The sequence below is a fragment of the Rhodopila globiformis genome (assembly GCF_002937115.1).
In the GTDB taxonomy this organism is placed as follows: Bacteria; Pseudomonadota; Alphaproteobacteria; order Acetobacterales; family Acetobacteraceae; genus Rhodopila; species Rhodopila globiformis.
On record NZ_NHRY01000270.1, the window covers coordinates 26,689 to 46,591 of the forward strand.

General features: G+C 67.1%; 18 protein-coding genes and 1 pseudogene. 11 read left to right on the forward strand and 8 right to left on the reverse strand.

The window, feature by feature from the left end; genetic code table 11:
* Positions 1–15 precede the first annotated feature (15 nt).
* The 6 genes from purQ to CCS01_RS30635 all read right to left on the reverse strand — a co-directional run bounded on the left by purQ (position 16) and on the right by CCS01_RS30635 (position 4,403).
* Positions 16–699, reverse strand: a complete 684-nt coding sequence (purQ, locus tag CCS01_RS30610; RefSeq protein ID WP_104522768.1) for a phosphoribosylformylglycinamidine synthase subunit PurQ — start codon at positions 697–699, stop codon at positions 16–18.
* Positions 700–1,028: 329 nt separating this feature from the next.
* Entirely contained in the window at positions 1,029–1,181 is a 153-nt protein-coding gene (locus CCS01_RS36280) for a PIN domain-containing protein (protein WP_104522770.1), read from the reverse strand.
* Entirely contained in the window at positions 1,168–1,404 is a 237-nt protein-coding gene (locus CCS01_RS35835) for an AbrB/MazE/SpoVT family DNA-binding domain-containing protein (protein WP_204848479.1), read from the reverse strand. The genes CCS01_RS36280 and CCS01_RS35835 overlap by 14 nt, the downstream gene beginning before the upstream one ends.
* A gap of 391 nt (positions 1,405–1,795) precedes the next feature.
* On the reverse strand, positions 1,796–2,314 hold the full coding sequence (locus tag CCS01_RS30625; RefSeq protein WP_146102044.1) for a hypothetical protein: 519 nt from the start codon (positions 2,312–2,314) through the stop codon (positions 1,796–1,798).
* A 26-nt stretch (positions 2,315–2,340) separates the two neighbouring features.
* Complete coding sequence (locus tag CCS01_RS30630) at positions 2,341–3,729, reverse strand: sensor histidine kinase (RefSeq protein WP_104522776.1); 1,389 nt, start codon at positions 3,727–3,729, stop codon at positions 2,341–2,343.
* Positions 3,726–4,403, reverse strand: coding sequence for a response regulator (locus CCS01_RS30635; RefSeq protein ID WP_104522778.1), 678 nt, complete (start codon positions 4,401–4,403; stop codon positions 3,726–3,728). Before CCS01_RS30635 ends, CCS01_RS30630 begins: the two co-directional genes overlap by 4 nt.
* Positions 4,404–4,570: 167 nt before the next feature.
* On the opposite strand from CCS01_RS30635, the gene CCS01_RS30640 reads away from it, so the two are divergent.
* The 4 genes from CCS01_RS30640 to CCS01_RS33330 all read left to right on the forward strand — a co-directional run bounded on the left by CCS01_RS30640 (position 4,571) and on the right by CCS01_RS33330 (position 11,403).
* Positions 4,571–5,881, forward strand: coding sequence for an efflux RND transporter periplasmic adaptor subunit (locus tag CCS01_RS30640; protein WP_104522780.1), 1,311 nt, complete (start codon positions 4,571–4,573; stop codon positions 5,879–5,881).
* A gap of 501 nt (positions 5,882–6,382) precedes the next feature.
* Positions 6,383–9,547 carry an efflux RND transporter permease subunit gene (locus CCS01_RS30645; protein WP_104522782.1) on the forward strand — a complete coding sequence of 1,055 codons (3,165 nt, stop codon included), beginning with the start codon at positions 6,383–6,385 and terminating at the stop codon, positions 9,545–9,547.
* A gap of 4 nt (positions 9,548–9,551) precedes the next feature.
* Positions 9,552–11,027 carry an efflux transporter outer membrane subunit gene (locus CCS01_RS30650; RefSeq protein WP_104522784.1) on the forward strand — a complete coding sequence of 492 codons (1,476 nt, stop codon included), beginning with the start codon at positions 9,552–9,554 and terminating at the stop codon, positions 11,025–11,027.
* Positions 11,005–11,403, forward strand: coding sequence for a hypothetical protein (locus tag CCS01_RS33330; protein WP_146102046.1), 399 nt, complete (start codon positions 11,005–11,007; stop codon positions 11,401–11,403). The genes CCS01_RS30650 and CCS01_RS33330 overlap by 23 nt, the downstream gene beginning before the upstream one ends.
* Positions 11,404–11,673: 270 nt before the next feature.
* Here CCS01_RS33330 and CCS01_RS30655 read toward each other — a convergent pair.
* Both CCS01_RS30655 and CCS01_RS30660 read right to left on the reverse strand, forming a co-directional pair.
* Positions 11,674–12,054: pseudogene (locus tag CCS01_RS30655) on the reverse strand (IS1634 family transposase); the annotation flags it as partial.
* On the reverse strand, positions 12,051–12,377 hold the full coding sequence (locus CCS01_RS30660) for a class II glutamine amidotransferase (protein WP_104522786.1): 327 nt from the start codon (positions 12,375–12,377) through the stop codon (positions 12,051–12,053). The pseudogene CCS01_RS30655 and the gene CCS01_RS30660, both read right to left, overlap by 4 nt.
* Positions 12,378–12,807: 430 nt before the next feature.
* Here CCS01_RS30660 and CCS01_RS30665 point away from each other — a divergent pair, with 430 nt between their 5' ends.
* The 7 genes from CCS01_RS30665 (at position 12,808) to CCS01_RS30695 (ending at position 19,651) form a co-directional block, all read left to right on the forward strand.
* Positions 12,808–14,232, forward strand: coding sequence for an SLC5/6 family protein (locus tag CCS01_RS30665; protein ID WP_104522788.1), 1,425 nt, complete (start codon positions 12,808–12,810; stop codon positions 14,230–14,232).
* Between the two features lie 3 nt (positions 14,233–14,235).
* Positions 14,236–15,111, forward strand: coding sequence for a metallophosphoesterase family protein (locus CCS01_RS30670; protein WP_104522790.1), 876 nt, complete (start codon positions 14,236–14,238; stop codon positions 15,109–15,111).
* Positions 15,108–15,800, forward strand: a complete 693-nt coding sequence (locus CCS01_RS34840) for a TVP38/TMEM64 family protein (RefSeq protein ID WP_204848476.1) — start codon at positions 15,108–15,110, stop codon at positions 15,798–15,800. The genes CCS01_RS30670 and CCS01_RS34840 overlap by 4 nt, the downstream gene beginning before the upstream one ends.
* On the forward strand, positions 15,797–17,263 hold the full coding sequence (locus tag CCS01_RS30675) for a dihydrolipoyl dehydrogenase family protein (RefSeq protein WP_204848477.1): 1,467 nt from the start codon (positions 15,797–15,799) through the stop codon (positions 17,261–17,263). The genes CCS01_RS34840 and CCS01_RS30675 overlap by 4 nt, the downstream gene beginning before the upstream one ends.
* 510 nt (positions 17,264–17,773) lie before the next feature.
* The gene (locus CCS01_RS34075; protein WP_158258701.1) at positions 17,774–18,550 is read left to right on the forward strand and encodes a radical SAM protein; all 777 of its coding nucleotides are present in this window, start codon (positions 17,774–17,776) and stop codon (positions 18,548–18,550) included.
* 139 nt (positions 18,551–18,689) lie between these two features.
* Complete coding sequence (locus tag CCS01_RS30690) at positions 18,690–19,304, forward strand: RNA polymerase sigma factor (RefSeq protein ID WP_104522794.1); 615 nt, start codon at positions 18,690–18,692, stop codon at positions 19,302–19,304.
* A gap of 95 nt (positions 19,305–19,399) precedes the next feature.
* Positions 19,400–19,651, forward strand: a complete 252-nt coding sequence (locus tag CCS01_RS30695) for a zf-HC2 domain-containing protein (protein ID WP_104522796.1) — start codon at positions 19,400–19,402, stop codon at positions 19,649–19,651.
* Positions 19,652–19,903 lie beyond the last annotated feature (252 nt).

Consider the following 19,903-nt stretch of genomic DNA (forward strand, 5'->3'; position numbering starts at 1 on the left):
GCGACGGGGAGAGGACTAAGCCGCCGCCAGCGCGTCGAACAGCGGCTTTCCATCTGTGCCGCCCATCAGCGGATCGACCAGGTCCTCGGGGTGCGGCATCAGGCCGAGGACGCGCAAATTCGGGCTGAAGATGCCGGCGATCGAGCGGGCGCTGCCGTTGAGGTTGACCTCCGGCGTGACCTCGCCCGCCTTGGTGGTATAGCGGAAGGCGATCAGCCGCTCGCCCTCCAGCCGGTCGAGCGTGTCCTTGTCGGCGAAATAGTTGCCGTCGCCGTGCGCCATGACGGCGCGGAAGGTCTGGCCGGGCTGGTACTGGTTGGTGAAGACCGTGTCGGCGCGCTCGACCCGCAGGTGGCAGTCCATCGACAGGAAGCGCAGCGAGGCGTTGCGCAGCAGCGCGCCGGGCAGCAGGCCGGTTTCGGTCAGGATCTGGAACCCGTTGCACACCCCCAGCACGTAGCCGCCGCGCTCGGCATGCGCCTTCACCGCCCGCATGATCGGCGAGTGCGCCGCCATGGCGCCGCAGCGCAGGTAGTCGCCGAAGCTGAAGCCGCCGGGGATGACGACGAGGTCGAGGCCGGCGACGTTGGTGTCCTTGTGCCAGATCACCCTCGGCGCGGTGCCGAAGGAGGCTTCCAGCGCGATCGCCATGTCGCGCTCCCGGTTGATGCCCGGGAAGATGACGATGCCGGCTTTCATGGGCGAGGGACTGCCGCAGCGGATGATTCGATCATGCCGGACACCTGCCAGAGTTGGAGGGAAAACGCCAGCGGCCAGGAGGGGCGGTTGAATGGGTTGCAAGCCATGATGGCTGTCTGGTGCCTCCGTTCGCCAGGTTGAGAGCCTTTGAGGCATTCAACCCGGGCAGACGTAGCGACGACGCGCGTCAGAAGCGGTCATGCTGGTCCGGACCGCTGGCATAAGACCATCCCCATAAGCCAGGCCCTGCGCCGGCCTCTGCTGACCGTTGACGAATTCCACGGCTGGGAACCGCTTCTGCACTCCGGACGACCGCCGTTGGGAACCGCTCAACCCGCCGGCTTCGGGCGATACCACACGCCAGGCAGGTTTTCGAAATGCCGGTCGCAGGTCAACAGGTCGGCCTCATATGCCCGGGCGGTCGCATAGACGATGGCGTCGGCCGTGCGGACGTATCGACGACTCGCATCAGAAGCGCTCATTCCGCTCCCTGTAGTCTTCGGTGTTCGCCTCGGGCATCGAGCCGGCGAGTTCCTTCCACTGCGGTACCGGCACGAGCATGACCCCCCCGTCCCTGGGAATGAACGCGAACTTCTGACGCGGCTGCCAGTTCCGTGCGGACCGAACGGCCTTCGGGATCGAGATCTGGAACTTGCTGGACAGAGTGGCAACGTCCTGCGACGATATGACGAAATCTCCATCGATCGGACTATGTTAATAAGCTACCAGGATTGCCGGCAGGGCAGAAGCGTTGCTTTCGGCAGCGGAAGGCAAGGGGGCACCCGGCTTGGTCGGGATGTTTGAACCCAGCCACCTGTCCGGCCAATCGGCAGGGTACTGCCATCATCTGATAGAAACGTCCCGATAAGCCAGGCCCTGCGTCAGACGGCAACGCCCCGGTGATGGTCGCCGGGCAGGCGATGCGGCGCCTGCCCGGCATCGGCAGTGCCCGGTTTGTGGCGGGCGCAGATCTCCGCGGCGACGGACGCGATACCGGCTTTCGTGAGACCCGTGATTGCATTGCTGGGGGGTCACGAGCGCCGTTTGCCGCAATCCCGCACCAAAAAACTGCCGGTTCCCCGTTGGCCGTGAAGAATCAGGGAGATCGTCTGGATTTGCTGATCATGGACGATCCCCAACGGGATGACGAATGCTGCCGCAAGGTGTGCTGAACTTCCAGTATGAGGCCGAGCCGGGCAGCGCTGGCCTGACCTCCCTGAGAGGACGACCGCTGTATCTCGATCTGATCCGTGCCAGCGGGATGGTCGCAGCGATCCGCCAGTTCGTGCCGGTGGTCGGCCCGCAGGGCTGGCTGGACCTGCAGATGATGCTGGCGCTGATCTTCGTGAACCTGGCCGGCGGCGACTGCCTGGCCGACCTGGAACGGCTGGAGCAGGACGGCGGCTTCACGGCGGTGCTGGCGACGGTCGAGAGCGAGTTGCTGACGCGGGCGGAGCGGCGGGCGCTGCGCGCCGCATCGCGGGCAGCGACGCCGGCTGCGGCAGTACTCCTCCGTCTGCGTCTGAACGAGATGGCGCTGCAACTCGGCCAGCAGCTGCCTGGCTTGTACCCCCACATTCTCGACGGCCTCCCTTCTCATCAATTGCGGCAGCACGACAACCGCCACATCGATGCGCAGCGTTATGGGTCCGGGCTCACTGCGACATTGCCAGCCCCTGCGGCGGATCTCAGCTTGATTGAAAATATCGAACCCCGCTTCGGCGCGTCTGCAACTTCAACACTACCTCCATGCACCTTTACGACCCGGGCTACAATCGAGAGGCCCAGGCCAGCCCCGCCGGTACGTCTCCGATCCCCTCGCCAGAACCGCTGGAAGATCAGGTCTCGCCATTCGGCCGGTATCCCCGGCCCCTCATCGTGTACGCTGATCCTGCCATCCGGCGCCACCGCGATGTCCACGGTGGTCCCGGCGGCGGTATGGATGATCGCGTTCTCCACCAGATTACGGATCGCCGGGAACAAGGCCCCGGCCTTGCCTTCGACCCAGACCGGCGCCGTATCGCCGGTGACCGCGAGGCTCTTTCCTGCCGCAACCGCAACCGGTGCCATGAATGCGGCAACCTCCACGGCCACCGCATGCAGATCTGCCACGTCATCGGGCGTGATCGTCAACGTATCGGATTCGGCGACGTCGATAAGCTGGTTGACGATGCGCGCCATGCCCTCGATGTCGCTCAGCAATGCCGCGGCTGCGCCACGATCATCGATGGCTTCGACCTGAGCGCGCAGGATTGCCAGCGGCGTGCGCAATTCGTGCGCAGCATCGGCTATGAAGTCGCGTTGCATCGTGAACCCGGCTTCCAGCCGATCCAGCGCTTCGTTCACGGCCCGCACCAGCGGCACTATGTCGCGCGGCATGCGGGCTTCGGGCAGACGCAGCTCCGTGCGTGCGGGACCAATCTGTTGCGCCAGTAACGATGCCTCTTCCAGCGGATGCAGTGCCCTGTGGAAAATCAGCAGATCGACGCCCAGCAACGCGAGCAGGATCGGCACGACGACCCAGGCGACGTGCGGCAGGAAGGTGGCGACCACGTCGTCGATCAGCACGTCCCGGTGCGCCTCGTCCTCGGACACCTGCACCCACACGGTTTCGCCGTCGACGCGGATTGGCACTGTGGCGCCAAACAGGTGCGACTGCTCCACCTGACGCTCGAAATACGCCAGACGGTCGTCCAGGTACTTGATGCGCGACAGCGGCTGGTTGACGCCGTTGTTGGAGAACAGCACCTGGCCCGATGCGGAAAGGATGGCGTACCCGTAACGTTCATAGCCTGCGGAGTAAAGATGACGGAGTTGCTCCGGCAGAACGAGCGTCCAGTGTCCGTCCGCCTGCCGGTGCAGGTATTGCGCGATCTGCGCGGCCTGCTCGCGCAACGCCCGCTCATGCAGATTGCGCGCGGTCGTCTCGATCCGCCAGTACAAGGCCAGCGGCAGCACAACGGTGGCGGCGAGGACCGCGATGACATGCATCGTGATCAGCCGCTGCCGGATCGACCCGAACCGGATCATCGGGCGGAGCACGCCAGCAGATAGCCGATGCCACGGATCGTGTGGATCTCGACATCGGCGCCCGCTTCCGTCAACTGCTTGCGCAGCCTGTGGACGTAGACTTCCACCGCATTCGAGCTGAACTCCCCGGCCAGTCCGAACAGATGGTCCTCGACAACCTTCTTCGGCACCACCCGCCCGGCGCGGCGCAGCAGGATCTCCAGCACCGCCGCCTCACGCGGGGACACGGACAGCGGCGTGCCGTTGATCGTCACCTCCCGTGACAGGCTGTCGAGACGCAGGTTGCCGAGGTCCAGCGCGCGTCCCAGCAGGCTGCCGGGACGGCGCAGCAGCACCCGGATCCGGGCCTGCAGCTCCTCCTGCGCGAACGGCTTGACGAGATAGTCGTCGGCGCCGGCATCGAGTCCGCGCACGCGTTCCTCGACGCCGCTGCGCGCGGTCAGGATCAGGATTGGCACCGTATTGCCGGACGCCCGGATCTGCTTCAGCAGGGCGAGGCCGTCCTGGTCCGGCAGCCCCAGGTCGAGCACCACGACGGAATAGGCGATCGAGCCAAGCGCCGTCCTGGCATCCGCGGCCGTGGTGACGCCGTCGGCCTCATATCCGGCGCGCGCCAGCGCGTCCCGGGTCAGGCCCAGCAACCGTTCATTGTCCTCGACGAGCAGGAGCCGCATGCCTCGGGTACCGCCTCGTGTCCGGTCTGGTGCACACAATCACTTTCGACTGCGTCAGGTAATTGTAAGGAACCGCCGATACAAGCCTGCCGCCGGGCACGGATCGTGCGCCGCCGGCCCTGGCCGCGATGCGCCCGGATGACCCTTGAGGAGTACATTGCGTGGACATGCCAGAGCCTGCCGGCCACGCGGCGGTGCCACGGGACATCACGCCTGAACAGCCTTACGCGGCAGCCGTGCGCCTGTCGCGCAAAGCGCAGATCGGCGTGCTGCTGGCCGTGGCCGCGCTGTTGGCCGCCGGGGTCGTCGTCGGCCCGTCGCTGCTGCGGACGCGCACCGACCCGAAGGAGGAGCCCGCCGCGCAGACGCTGCCGGACGGCAGCTTCCGGCCGACGCCGCGGCAATGGGCCACCCTGACCATCGCGCCGGTGCGGCAGATGACCTTCCGCGCGGCGGAAGTGACCGACGGCAAGATCGCCAATGACGACGACCTGACGACGCCGGTGTACTCGCCGTTCACCGGCCGGGTGACGAAGCTGTTCGCCAAGGCCGGCGACCATGTCGAGCGTGGCGCGCCGCTGCTGGCCGTGCAGGCGACGGAATTCGTCCAGGGCCTGAACGACCTGGTCAGCGCCGCGGCCACGCTGAAGACCGCCCGCGCGCAGCTTGTCCTGGCGCAGGCCAACGAGAAGCGGCAGCACGCCCTGTTTCAGGCGCAGGGCGCCGCGCAGAAGGACTGGCAGCAGAGCCAGGTTGACCTCGCGACCGCCGAGGGCGGATTGCGCAGCGCCGAGATCGCGCTCGCTGCCGTGCGCAACCGCCTGCGCATCCTGGGCAAGACCGACGAGCAGATCGACGCGATGGAGACCGCAACGGATCTCCAGCGGTTCAACCCCGAGGCCCTGGTCGTCGCCCCGATCAGCGGCACCGTCGTGCAACGGCAGGTCGGCCTCGGCCAGAACATCGTCAGCCAGTCGAACGGCGGCTCGACCCCGGTCTTCTCCATCGGCGACATGAGCAAGGTCTGGCTGCTGGCCAACGTGCGGGAGATCGACGCGCCGCTGGTCCATGTCGGCGACCCGGTCGAGGTGCATGTGCTGGCCTGGCCCGGGCGCGTGTTCAACGCGCGCATCTCCTATGTCGCGCCCTCGATCGACCCGGCCACGCACCGGCTGCCGGTGCGGGCCGAGGTGGACAATCCCGACGGCGCCCTGAAGCCGGAGATGTTCGCCAGCTTCGACATCATCACCGGCGCGGGCGGCGCCGCCCCGGCGGTGCCCGACGGCGCCGTGGTCCATGAGGGCAGCGACGCGCATGTCTGGGTCGCGCATCCGAAGGACAGGACCATTGTCTCGCGCCCGATCAGGACCGGCCGCGTCAGCGACGGGATGGTGCAGGTCACCAGCGGCCTGCACGCCGGCGAGCAGGTGGTGACGCGCGGCTCGCTGTTCATCGACCGCGCCACCACCGGTGACTGATTCCAGGCCCACACCGATGTCGCACAGCGCAGCCGTTGTTTCTCCGTCACGGCCGGGCTTGTCCCATGCGTGTCAGGATACGCGGATTGGCGGAGGATGGGCTTCTTCCTCACCGTCATGGCCGGGCGTGTCCCTACGGGATGCACACATCTCGGAAACAAGCGCAAAATCAGGTGCTTGCTGGACATCCGAGGGCGTTCCCACATCGTCATGGCCCGGCTTGTCCGGGCCACCTATTCAAGCACTTGTGCCGCGACAGGTGGCCCGGACAAGCCGGGCCATGACGGGGAGGAAACAGTCGCGGCGGACCGTTTCCAAGATCTGTGCATCCCGTAGGGCGTGTCCCGGCCATCTGCGCACGAACGGCGGGGAGGGGATGGCCGGGATACGCCCGGCCATGACGGTGAGGCAACGGACCGGGCGCCAAATTCTTCTCCACCCGCCGCCCTGTCCTGACACCCATCCGGCGCGTTCCGGCCATGACGAGGGGACGGCCTGGACATGAACGCCGCCGTCGCCTTCGCCCTGCGTCAGCGCGTCCTGATGGTCGTGCTGATGCTGTTCGTGTTCGCCGCCGGCATCGCCGCGTTCCTGCGGCTGAACATCGAGGCCTACCCTGATCCGGTGCCGCCGCTGGTCGATATCGTCACCCAGAGCACCGGCCAGTCGGCCGAGGAGATCGAGCGCTACATCACCATCCCGATCGAGATCCAGATGGCGGGCATCCCGCACGTCACCGCGGTGCGCACCGTCTCCCTGTTCGGCCTGTCCGACGTGAAGGTGCAGTTCACCTACGATTTCACCTATGAGCAGGCGGAACAGTGGGTGATCAACCGGCTGTCGCAGCTTGGGCAACTGCCCAACGGGGCGCAGCCGCAGATCTCCCCCGACAGCCCCATCGGCGAGATCCTGCGCTACCGTGTCGTCGGGCCGCCCGGCTACTCGGTGATGGACCTCAAGACGATCCAGGACTGGATCCTGGAGCGTCGCTTCAAGGCGGTGCCAGGCGTGATCGACGTCAACGGCTGGGGCGGCGAGACCAAGACCTATGAAGTCTCGATCGACCAGGACAAGCTGCTGCACTACGGCCTGACGGTGCCGCAGGTGTTGTCGGCGCTGAACAACGCCAACATCAACGTCGGCGGCCAGACGGTGAATTTCGGCCCGCAGGCCGCGGTGGTGCGCGGCGTCGGCCTGATCCATTCCATGGACGACATCCGCAACACCATGATCAGCGCCAACAACGGCGCCCCGGTGCTGATCAGCGACGTCGCGACGGTGACGGTCGGGCACCAGCCGCGGCTGGGCATCGCCGGGCAGGACGGCGACGACGACATCGTGCAGGGCATCGTGCTGATGCGCCGCGGCGCCGAAAGCATGCCGACCATCCGCCTGGTCGAAGCCGAAATGAAACGCATCAACGACAGCGGCATCCTGCCGCCGGGCGTGCGGCTGGTGCGGATCTACGACCGCTCGGAACTGATCCGCGTAACCACGCACACCGTGTTGCACAACATGCTGTTCGGCATCGCGCTGATCTTCATCCTGCAATGGGTGTTCCTGGGCAACCTGCGCACCGCGCTGATCGTCGCGGCGACCATCCCGTTCGCGCTGGCCTTCGCCATCACGCTGATGGTGGCGCTCGGCGAGTCGGCCAACCTGCTGTCGGTCGGCGCCATCGATTTCGGGCTGATCGTCGACGCGACGGTGATCATGGTGGAGAACATCTACCGCCGCCTGTCGCAGCCGCCGAAAGAACGATTCATCCGCTCGCCGGTGATGCAGCGCGTCCGCACGGTCGTCGGGCTGCACGGCAAGTTCGCCGTGATCGCCAACGCATCGATCGAGGTGAACCGCAGCATCTTCTTCTCCGCCGCGATCATCATCGCCGGCTTCGTGCCGCTGTTCACCCTGTCTGGCATCGAGGGCCATATTTTCGGGCCGATGGCGAAGACCTATGCCTACGCCATCGCCGGCGGCCTGTTGGCGACGTTCACCATAACGCCCGCGCTCAGCGCCCTGCTGCTGGACGACAAGGTGCAGGAGGTCGAGACGCTCCTGGTGCGCCTGCTGCACCGCGCCTACCGGCCAATCCTGTACTTCACCCTGGAAAACCGGCTGCTGACCGTCGGCCTGCTGATCATCCTGCTGCTCTGCGCCGGACTGGCGCTGCGCACGCTGGGGCTGGAGTTCCTGCCCAAGCTGGAGGAAGGCAATCTGTGGATCCGCGCCACCATGCCGACGGCGATTTCGCTGGAGGAAGGCAACGGCTACGTCAACCGCATGCGCGCCGTGCTGCGCCGCTTCCCCGAGGTGGTGACGGTCGTCTCGCAGCACGGCCGCCCGGATGACGGCACCGACGCCACCGGCTTCTTCAACGCCGAGTTCTTCGTCCCGCTGAAGCCGTTCGACACATGGCCGGACGGCATCGACAAGGACAAGCTGACCGAACAGATGACCAACGCCCTGGAACAGCAATTCCCCGGCGTGGACTTCAACTTCTCCCAATACATCGAGGACAACGTCGAGGAGGCCGCGTCCGGCGTGAAGGGCGAGAACTCGGTGAAGCTGTTCGGCAACGACCTTGCCACGCTGGAAAAGACCGCCGCGAAGATCAGGGACGTGATGGCGACGGTTCCGGGCATCACCGACCTCGCGGTGCTGAATTCGCTCGGCCAGCCGACGGTGCAGATCGACGTGGACCGGGCCAGGGCGGCGCGCTACGGCCTTTCGCCCGGCGACATCAACGCCACGGTGCAGGCCGCCATCGGCGGGCAGGCGGCCGGCAACCTGTACGAGCAAGGCAGCGACCGCAACTTCCCGATCATCGTCCGCCTGGCGCCGAAGTATCGCCAGAGCCTGGATGCCATCAAGCGCATCGTCATCGGCGCGCCGGCGCCGGGCGGCAATGGTGTGGTGCCGGTGCCGCTGTCGGATGTCGCGACCATCCGGATGCTGTCCGGCCCGTCGTTCATCTATCGCGAGCAGCAGGAACGCTACATCCCGATCAAGTTCAGCGTGCGCGGCCGCGACCTGGGCACCGCGGTGCTGGAGGCGCAACAGAAGGTCGCGCAGGCGATCATGCTGCCCGGCGGCTACCACCTGGAATGGGTCGGCGAGTTCGGCAACCTGGAGGAGGCGCTGTCCCGGCTGGCCGTGGTCGTGCCGCTCAGCATCGTGCTAATCTGCCTGCTGCTCTACGTGAACTTCGGCTCGGTCACCGAGATGCTGCTGGCGGCAAGCGTCATGCCGATGGCGCTGACCGGCGGGATTTTCGCGCTGTATTTCACCGGCACGCCGTTCAGCGTCTCGGCGGCCATCGGCTTCGTCGCGCTGTTCGGCATCTCGGCCATGGATGGCATCATCGTGCTGACCTATTTCAACCTGATGATCGAGGCGGGGCTGGATCGCGCCGCCGCCATCCGCCGCACCTGCGAGACGCAGATGCGCCCTGTCGTCATGACATGCGTGGTGGCGGCCGTCGGGCTGCTGCCGGCGGCGCTGTCCACCGGCATCGGCTCGCAGGTGCAACGGCCGCTGGCACTGGTCGTGGTCGGCGGCATCCTGCTGGCGCCGGTGCTGATCCTGCTGATATTGCCGGTGCTGATCGCCGGGTTTTCCCGCCGCATGCCGTCGGCCGACGCGCAGCCGGAACCGGCGGAGTAGGCCGATGCGCCCGCTCGCCCTCGCCCTGCTGCTGACCACCGCCGCCTGCACGGTCGGGCCGGACTTCAAGCGGCCGGCGGCGCCGGACGTCACCGGCTATGCGCCTGACGGATTGCCGGCGCGCACCGCCTCGGCCGACGCCGTGGCTGGCGCAGCGCAGTACTTCGACATGGGCAAGGACATTCCGGCGCAGTGGTGGACGCTGTTCCGGTCGCAGCCGCTGAACGACCTTGTCGTACAGTCGCTGAAGGCCAACCCGACCGTCGATGCCGCCCGCGCCGCGCTGCGCCAGGCGCAGGAGAACGAGCGGGCGCAGGTGGGCGGGTATTTTCCGCAAATTTCCGCCGGGCTGTCCGGCAGCCGCAACCTGACGCCGACGCGGACGGTGGCGCCCTTCTCGTCCAGCGGCAACCCGTACTACAGCCTGATCACGCCGGAGCTGAACGTTTCATTCGTGCCGGACGTGTTCGGAGCGAATGCCCGCGCCGTGGAATCCCTCGCGGCGCAGGCCGAGAACCAGCGCTTCGAGCTGGAGGCCACGTACCTGACGCTGAGCTCGAACGTCGTGGCCGCGGCGATCCAGGAGGCCTCGCTACGCGGCCAGGTCGCGGCGACGCAGCAGACCATTGCGATTGAAACCAACCTGCTGAACATCCTGCGGCGGCAGATGGCGCTGGGTCAGGTCGCCGGGGTGGAGGTGGCGACGCAGGAGGCGGCGCTGGCGCAGGCGCGGCAGGCGCTGCCGCCGTTGCAGAAGCAACTGGCGCAACAGCGCGACCTGCTGGCGGTACTGGCCGGCCGCTACCCGAGTGAGGATGTCGCGGCCCGGTTCGAGATTGCCTCGTTGCACCTGCCGCAGGAAATTCCGGTGAGCCTGCCGGCGAAGCTGGTTGTGCAACGTCCCGACGTGCGCGCCGCCGAGGCCACCCTGCATGCCACCAGCGCGCAGATCGGCGTCGCCGTGGCGGCGCGGCTGCCGCAGCTCACGCTGACGGCGCAACTTGGCAACCAGGCGGAGTCCATCAGCAGTCTGTTTCTGCCCGGCACCAATTTCTGGACGCTGGGCGCCGGGCTGACGACGCCACTGTTCGAGGGCGGCACCCTGCTGCACAGGCAGCGCGCCGCCCAGGCGGCGTTCGACCAGGCCGCCGCCCAGTACCGCAACACCGTGCTGACGGCGATGCAGAACGTCGCGGACACGCTGCATGCGCTGCAATCAGATGCCGATGCCCTGGTCGCCGCGGTGGAAACGCAGCGCGCCACCGCGCGGACGCTGGCGATCACCCGCAAGCAGCTGGCGCTCGGCCAGGTGGCCTACCTGACGCTGTTGAATGCGCAACAGACGGACCAGCAGGCGCGCCTTGCGGTCGTGCAGGCGCAGGCCAGCCGGCTGGCCGATACCGCGGCGCTGTTCCAGGCGCTCGGCGGCGGGTGGTGGAACCGTCCCGGCGTGGCCGATGCCGGAGCGAATCAGCCATGACCGGCACATCGTTCGACGCCAGTCAATACTTTTCAGTAACGTCACGGACAAGGATCTGCCGGGGGGTGGCAGGAAAATGCCGAGGAATACACAGGCCGGCCACATATCGCCAGAAAGAAGGCGCTCAGCCTTTGGCCCAACATTGGCGCGGTATGCGTTCCTTCTCTGCACGGCATTGACCGCAGCCTGTGCGCCGCAGGAGCCGCCCGATGCCATGCGGCGGGACCAATTTGGTATCGATACGGAAGACGGGCTCGTGCTGGCCGTTGTGAAGGAGGGCGCGATCGGGTTGACCAACGCCGGTCTCACCCGTCTGGTCCGGACAGCTGTCGCCGGGCTCAGGCATCCCCTCATTTTAGCCCTGGCATGGCGCTGACATAAAAAGAATCGGCAGCGCGGCAGGAGATTCTGAAAAGAATCATGGTCCCTGCGCTGACGCAAAGATCTTGCGTTTTGCGCCGCCCCACTTTCCGGCGCGCCGATCTGGCCGAATCTGCTCCGCGACCATCAACACGGTCCTGCGGAGCGCGCATCATGACCCTCACAAACCAGTTCTCGTTCGACCTGGGTTCGCGGTCACGAGACACACGCGTTGAATCCGTGGCCCAAATCAGTGGCTTACAGGAGACGGATTCCGGGCGTGTGTCTATGACGTGGCGGGGGTCTCGGCTGCCTCACTCATCGCCATGACTTGCTTGAGCGCTGATATTCCAAGCGTTTTCAGCAGACCGGCCAACTCAGGACCGATTTTCGTGCGCTGAACAATCGTCTGCCGCTCAGCGACGTAGCGCACCGCCTTCAGCGTCCCCAGCAAGTGGGCGATGCGCGCCCAGGACAGGCCGGTGCGGATCTCGGCGGTACGCTGCACCTGCAAGGCCAACACGCACAGCTTGACGTGCGCCTCAATCCGCCGCGGCGCCCAATGAAACATCGGCCGCACCTCCAGCCCCGTCTGCTTCATTCTCCTGAAGCAAGACTCAATGATGGCGCCGCCTTTGTACGCCAGCGCCACGTCCTCGGCGGTCAGCTATGGGCGAAACTATGCATGCGCCCGCCGAGTTCGCGCACGAACGGATGGGTGTTGCGCAGCGCGACCGTGCCCGCCGTCGCCAATCGGATATGCGAGATCAGGATGGACGCCGGCGACTGGTGCCGTTCGACGAAGCGGAGCCAGGCGCTTCGCCGTGCCGGCTCGGGTTCGCGGTAGCAGCGGGCATCGCGCCCGTCGTGCAGCACGACACCCCAGCCGTCGATCGGATCGCCCGCTACCCGGCCATGCCGCGCCAGGCGCTGCAACGAAAAGCGGGCCGTGACCGGCGCCGCCGCGGCGATGCCGAGCAGTTCACACATGCGACCGGCGCCGTCGCAGCGCACGCCGTGGGCCGTGCCGGATCATGACCCTCTGTCTCGCCGCCACCATGGTCTCCGGTCGGCCATCCTTGCGCCTTCACAGTCTGCATGCAGCCCTGCTTGCCGTCCCGTTCACTGCCTGGACCATCGTACCGCCTGCCCGACGCAGATCGATGATCCAGGTCAATCAACGGAATTGCTGCCTCGGCGGCACCGAGTTGGTGGGCAACAGGGCAATCGCGAGCCAATCGGCACGACCACGCCGCAGGAATGGTCTCGTTGCTGGTGCCGCGTGCGATTGCCCGGCTCGAGCGGGCGCGCCCCGGGCCTGTAACCTTTGTCCGTCTGGTGCCGAACATTGCAGTGGTCCCGGTGCGTCCATGCCGGGCGAAGCCGTACCATCCTGACCGCGTGCACCTGGAGACAGAATTTGCAGCCGTTTGGCCCCTGGCTCATCCTTCTTGCGTTCTGCGCGCTGACCTGGTGGGTCACGCCGCGGCGCGTGAACGCCAACCAGTTCTTCGACGGGCGCACCGACGCCGGCGACCCGCCGGGCATCCTGATGGTCGCGATGAGTGCGGCCGTTACCTGGGTGTTCGCCAAGTCTATCGCCAACGCCTCCGACCTGGCGTACGGCTACGGGATCACCGGCGGCATCGGCTACACGATCTACTACCTGAGCTTTGTCGTCGCCGGGATCACCATCTACCTGCTGCGGACGCGGGGCGGCTACCGGTCGCTGCCGCACTTCCTGGTGTCCAAATACGGCGCCACGGCGGCGAAGCTGTTCATGATCCTGGTCACCTTCCGGCTGGGGAACGAGATCTGGTCGAACACCAAGGTGATGTCGCTCTACTTCGGCGCCGAGGGCAGCGGCGCCTACTGGGCGGCGGTCGTCCTGATCACCGCCTTCACGGTCGCCTATGCGTGGCGCGGCGGCATGCGGGCCAGCCTGACGACCGACCGCGTCCACATCTTCCTGGCATTCATCCTGCTCGCCCTGGTGCTGACCGTGCTGTTTCCGGGCTTGCAGGCGAAAGGCATCCCGACGGTGGCCGAGGCCACGCGGAGCAGCGGCATCACGTTCTGCCTGCTGGCGCTGGTGCAGGTCTTTTCCTATCCGTTCCATGACCCGGTGCTCACGGACCGCGGCTTCCTCAACCGGCCGCGCCAGGCGCTGAACAGCTTCCTGCTGGCGGCCCTGCTCAGCGGCAGCTTCATTTTCCTGTTCAGCTTCATCGGGCTTTACGGGCTGGCCTTCGGACTGGGACGGCCGCCGAGCGTGACGGTGCCGGGCGCGTTCGGCCTCGCCATGCTGCTGGTCTTCAATGCCATCATGCTGATGACCGGCGGTTCGACCATCGACTCCACCCTCACCAGCATCGCCAAGCTCTCGGCGCGTGACTGGCGCCCGCAGGACCTGGCCCCGGCGCGGGGGCATGTCACGACCGGACGGATCGCGATGCTGGTGGTCGCCATCGTCGGCAACCTTCCTTTGCTGAGCATCTACCTCGGCGACAAGGTTGGGCCAGCCATCATCGCCGCGACGACGATCAGCGGGACGATGGTCATGGGCCTGGCGCCGATCTTCCTGCTGTCGTGTATTCCGCAGGCGGGGCCGATCAGCTACCAGATGGCGTTCTGGCCCGGCGTCGTGCTCGGCATCACCCGCGCCGTCGAGACGTTCGCGCATATGCGAATACTTCCGGACATTGTCCGGCTGGGCAGCGGGCCGTTTGCGCTTGATCTTGGTGTCAATACATGGGGTGTGGCGTTGTGCAGCGTGACCTTCATCGCAGGCGCCGTGCTGGCGCCGCGGCCGATCGGCATATCCGGCAGCGTGCAGAGGGCCTGAGCCATGACCACCGACGACCGTGTGCCCGTGATCCGTGTGTCGCAACCGCTTCTGCTGTTCGGCGGATGCTACAGCAATCTCCAGGCGACCGAGGCCCTGTTTGCCGCGGCGGAACGGCTCGGCATTCCGCCCAGGCGCATCATCTGCACCGGCGACGTGGTGGCCTACGCGGCCGATGCGGCGGCGACCGTCGATCTCGTACGCCGCATGGGAATCCCTGTTGTCATGGGCAATTGCGAGGAATCGCTCGGCACCAGGGCCGCCGATTGCGGCTGCGGCTTTGCCGGCGGCTCCGCCTGCGATCTGCTGTCGGTCGCGTGGTATGCGCACGCCAATGCCGCGCTCGATGACGACGCCCGGGCCTGGATGCGCGGCCTGCCACGCCGTATCGACGTCGAGATGAGCAACCGCCGGCTGGCTGTCGTCCACGGCAGCCCGCGGCGTATCAACCAGTTCGTCTTTGCCTCGGCGCCTGCGGATGACCTTATCGGCCTGATTGGCGTGACCGGCTGTGACGGGGTCATCGGCGGTCATTGCGGCCTGCCGTTCACCCGCGTGGTGGACGGCCGGCTGTGGCACAATCCGGGCGCCATCGGCGTCCCGGCGAATGACGGCACGCCGCGCGTCTGGTTCAGCGTCCTGCGGCCGTCGGACGGCGGCATCGAGATCTGTCACCTGCCGCTGGAGTACGATCATGCCACGGCCGCCGCGGCGATATGGACGGCAGGGCTGCCCGCCGGATACGCCGATGCCATGGGCTCCGGCCTCTGGCCGAGCACCGACGTGTTGCCGCCAATGGAGCTACAGCAGCGCGGCGTGGCGCTCACGCTGCCCACTGTGGTTTGGCCGGATGCGGCGCCGGTGGCCGCCGGCCGATGAGTACCCTGTCGCCCTGGATCACACGGATCGCCGTCCTGGCCGTCATCGCCGGGCTGATCGCGGCGTTCTTCGCGCTTGGGTTGCAGCATGTGCTCTCGCTGGACGCACTGCGGTCGAACGAGCATGATCTCCTGGCATTTCGCAACCGCCAGCCCGTTGTCGCCGCGGCGGCTTATGTCCTGCTCTACATGGCCGTGGTGACCCTGGCGGTGCCCGGTGCTGTCGTGATGACCCTGGCGGGCGGCGCGATCTTCGGGCTTCCCGAAGGGACGGTCCTCGCGTCGTTCGCCTCGTCCTTCGGCGCCGCCGCGGCGTTCCTCGCCAGCCGCTTCCTGTTCCGCGACTGGGTGAAGCGGCGGTTCCAGTCGCGCCTGGAGCAGGTCAACCGTGGCCTGGAGAAGGACGGCTGGGTCTATCTGCTCAGCCTGCGCCTGGTGCCAGTCATTCCTTACACGCTGATCAACCTGGTCTTCGGCGTCACCGCCATCCCGCTCGCCCTGTTCTACGGCGTCAGCCAGATCGGCATGCTTCCCGCCACCATCGTCTACGTCAACGCGGGGACGCGGCTGGAGCACGTCCGGAGCGCGTCCGATATCCTGTCGCCGGTGATGATCGGGTCATTGCTGCTGCTCGCGATCCTGCCGCTTGCCGCCCGCGCCGTGACCCGCCGCCTCATGAGGCACGGATGAGCGCCGCCTGGAGGAAACCGCGGCGCTTCGACCGGAACCTGGTGGTCATCGGCGCCGGAAGCGCCGGGCTGGTCAGCGCCCTGGTGGCGGCCAAGCTGGGCGCGAAGGTCACGCTGGTCGAAGGCAACGTCATGGGCGGCGACTGCCTGAACACCGGCTGCGTGCCGTCGAAGGCGATCATCCACGCCGCCCGGCTGGTTGCACAGGCACGGGCGGCCGCCGCGATGGGGCTGATCGGCGCCGTGGGCGAGGTCGATACGGCGGCTGCCATGCGCTATGTCCGGTCCTGCATCGCCGCGGTCGCCCCGCACGACTCCGTCGAGCGCTTCCAGGGGCTGGGCGTGGATGTCCGGCTCGGCCGGGCGATGATCACCTCGCCATGGACGGTCGAGGTCTCGGGTGAAACCCTGACCACGCGTGCCATCGTCATCGCGGCCGGGGCGGAACCTGCGGTGCCGCCGCTTCCCGGGCTGGAGGCCGTCGGCTACCTGACATCGGAAACCATCTGGGCGCTGGAGACGGTGCCGCGGCGCCTGTTGATCCTTGGCGGCGGTCCCATCGGCTGCGAACTCGCGCAGGCCTTTGCCCGCCTCGGCGCCGAGGTGACCGTCGCCCAGAAAGCCGATCGGCTGCTGGAACGTGAGGACGACGAGGTTTCGGCGTTCGTCCACGCGCGGTTGCGCCGCGATGGCATTCAGGTGCTGACCGGGCACCAGGCGGTCGCGGCCGAACGCCAGGGGGACGAGCGCACCATGCTGTTCCACCGGCAGGGGGCGCGCGTCTCGATCGGCTTCGATGCCCTGCTGGTTGCCGTTGGCCGCAAGCCCCGGACGACCGGCTATGGGCTGGAGACGCTTGGCATCGGGTTGGGCGCGAAAGGCACGATCGAGACGAACCCGTATCTTCAGACGCAATACCCGAACATCCTCGCCTGCGGCGATGTGGCAGGTCCGTTCCAGTTCACCCATGCCGCCGGGCACCAGGGCGGCTACGCGGCCATCAACGCGCTGTTCGGAAACATTCACCGGATCCGGGCCGACCGCGCCGTCATGCCTGCCGTCACCTACATCGAGCCGGAGGTCGGCCGGGCGGGGCTGAACGAGCGCGAGACAACGGCCCAAGGTATCGCCTACGCGGTGAGCTACTACGATCTGGCTGAATCCGACCGCGCCATCGTGGACGATGCACGCGAGGGCTTCGTCAAGGTTCTCACCGTGCCCGGCAAGGATCGCATTCTCGGGGCCACCATCGTCGCACCGCGCGCGGGCGAAATGCTGGCCGAACTGACACTGGCGATGCAGCGCGGCCTCGGCCTCAAGGCGGTCTTCGGCACCATCCATGCCTACCCGACCTATACCGAGGCCAACCGCAGCGTCGCGGGCGCTTGGCGGACTAGCCACGCGCCGCCCTGGCTGTTCCGGTGGCTCGCACGCTACCAGGCATGGATGCGGGGCACGGCATGAGGGGCAACGAGGCAACGGCCGCGATCCGCGCCGGGACGTCGCGCCTCGGCGAAGGTCAGCGGCCCGTCCCGGCGGATCGGCATTCCGGGCATTACGGAACCATAACGGACTGCGGCGGCGGCCGCCGCGACCTGGACCAGAAGGAAACTGCACGCATGTCCTCACCGGCTTCCGTTGTTCAGCCAGGCTTTTCGATCGGCAAGTTCCACGATCCCGATGTGACCGCGCGCGGTGAAGCCCGGGCGAAGGTCGCGCTGCACGGCCTTGAGACGCTGTGGTTCAACACCGGGACGTTGTGCAATCTGTCCTGCGTCAACTGCTACATCGAATCCTCGCCTCGGAACGACCGCCTGGCCTATCTGAGCCGCGCCGATGTCGCGCGCTACAGCAGACCGCAGCTTAGTTGGGACGCAGACGGCCTGTCTTCATCGTCATGGCCCGGCTTGTCCGGGCCACCTATTCCAGCACGTGTGCCGCGACAGGTGGCCCGGACAAGCCGGGCCATGACGAGTGAGGTGCACCGTCGCCCTGTCCCAACCGACCTGCGGTTTGCTGTACCTGGCCGAAATCCGGCGCGACGGCCTGCCGACCGGGCTGATCGGCTTCACCGGGGGCGAGCCGTTCATGAACCCGGCTTTGCCCGCCATGCTCGACGATGTGCTGTCCGGCGGGTTCTCCGCGCTGGTGCTGACAAACGCGATGAAGCCGATGCGCCGGACGGAGGCGGCGCTGCTCGACCTGAACCAGCGGTTCGGCAAGCGGCTGACGATCCGTGTCTCGCTGGATCACTATACGGCGCCTGTCCACGAAGCCGAACGGGGCGCCCGGACCTGGCAACCTGCACTCGATGGCCTGCTGTGGCTGGTCCGGAACGGCTTCGAGACGCACGTCGCCGCCCGCCTGCTGTCCGGCGAACCGGCCGAGCGTGTGCGGCAAGGGTTCGGCCGCCTGTTCGCTGAACGCGGGATTGGGATCGACGCGCTCGACCCTGTGCGCCTGATACTGTTTCCTGACATGGGCAGCGCGCGGGACGTTCCCGAGATTACCGAGGCCTGCTGGGGCATCCTGGGCCGATCACCCGATTCGGTGATGTGCGCTTCGTCCCGCATGGTGATCCGCCGCCGCGGCGCCGATGCGCCATCCGTCGCCGCCTGCACTCTGCTGCCGTACGACCCGCGGTTCGAGCTTGGAACGACGCTGGCCGAGGCTGTGGGGGCCGTTGCGTTGAACCACCGCTACTGCGCCGAATTCTGCGTGCTGGGCGGCGCGGCATGCAGCCGGCGTTGAGCTGGCCGCGCCGTGGCAGTTGCGAATTCATTGCGCAAGGGGAAGATGCGTTCTATTCTGCGCAGGGAAACATTCCGCAATCGCCGCGTGCACGCGCCGCGCCGGAAGCGACATTGAGCGAGGGGGACCGCCGGTTGTCATGACTGCCTCATCGCCGGACGAAATCGCGCTCGCAGGAAGGCTTGCCGCGGGCGACAAGGCGTCTTTCGAAGCACTGTATCGTCGCCACAACAGCGCGATGGTTCGGCTCGCCACGGCGATCGTGAAGAGCCGCCACACGGCCGAGGAAGTCTCGCAGGACGCCTGGGTCGCCGTGCTGCGCAACATCGGCCGGTTCGAATGCCGCTCCTCGCTGACGGCGTGGATCTTCACGATCCTCACCAACAAGGCGCGCACGCGGGCCGCGCGCGATGGACGGATGGTGTCGTTCGACAGCGACGGCGAGGATGACGGCCTTGCCGCCGCGTTCGACGGCCGCGGCCGATGGAAGGACCTGCCCGCACTGTGGGAGGAGGTCACCCCGGAACAGATCATCGCCGGCCGCAACCTGCTCGACCACGTCAACCGCGCGATCGAGGCGCTGCCGCCGTCTCAGCAGGCGGTGCTGCTTCTGCGCGGCCAGGAGGGGCTTGGACCGGCCGACATCTGCGCGGCTCTTGGCATCAGCGATGGCGCCCTGCGCGTCCTGTTGCATCGGGCGAGGCTCGCGGTCCGCCGCAGGCTTGACGCTGCCCTGGCGGAGGACCGGCCTTGAGCGTCACCCGGGGACAAATTTTTTTCAGCCATGCCGTAACGCCAGGCCGTCCCGGTTGTCATGGGGGCGAGGCAACATGAAGAGGATACGGTGACATGCTGAGCTGTCGAGACGTTGCCGGACGCGCCAGCGCCCTGATCGACGGCGATCTCGGCGCCCGGGAAACGGCAGCGATGCGGCTGCACCTGGCCATGTGCCGGGGCTGCCAGCGGTTCCTCCGCCAGATGCGTGCAACGCGCGATCTGACGCAGGCCGCGGTCAAGGCCGAGGCGCAGCATGAGGGCGAAGACGCCCGCATCGCCGCCATCCTCTCCGAGCTTCACGACGCAAAGCCCTCCGGGGACTGAGCGCCCTTGACGAGAAGGACAACGAAAATGGGAAACGTTACTGCCGGGCTCCTGGCGGATGCTCACGCCGCCTTTGCGCAGGCCGATAGCCGCCTCGCCACGTGATACCAATCGGGGTGGAGCGTGACTGTTGCCCTAACGGTCAAACCCTGCGCCGGTTGGTTCGATGTCGCCGGATCAGCCGGCGCGGTCGTGTCACCATCCGCGGCGCGCATGACTGACCGAGAGCCTGAAAATCAATCGGTTTTCTGG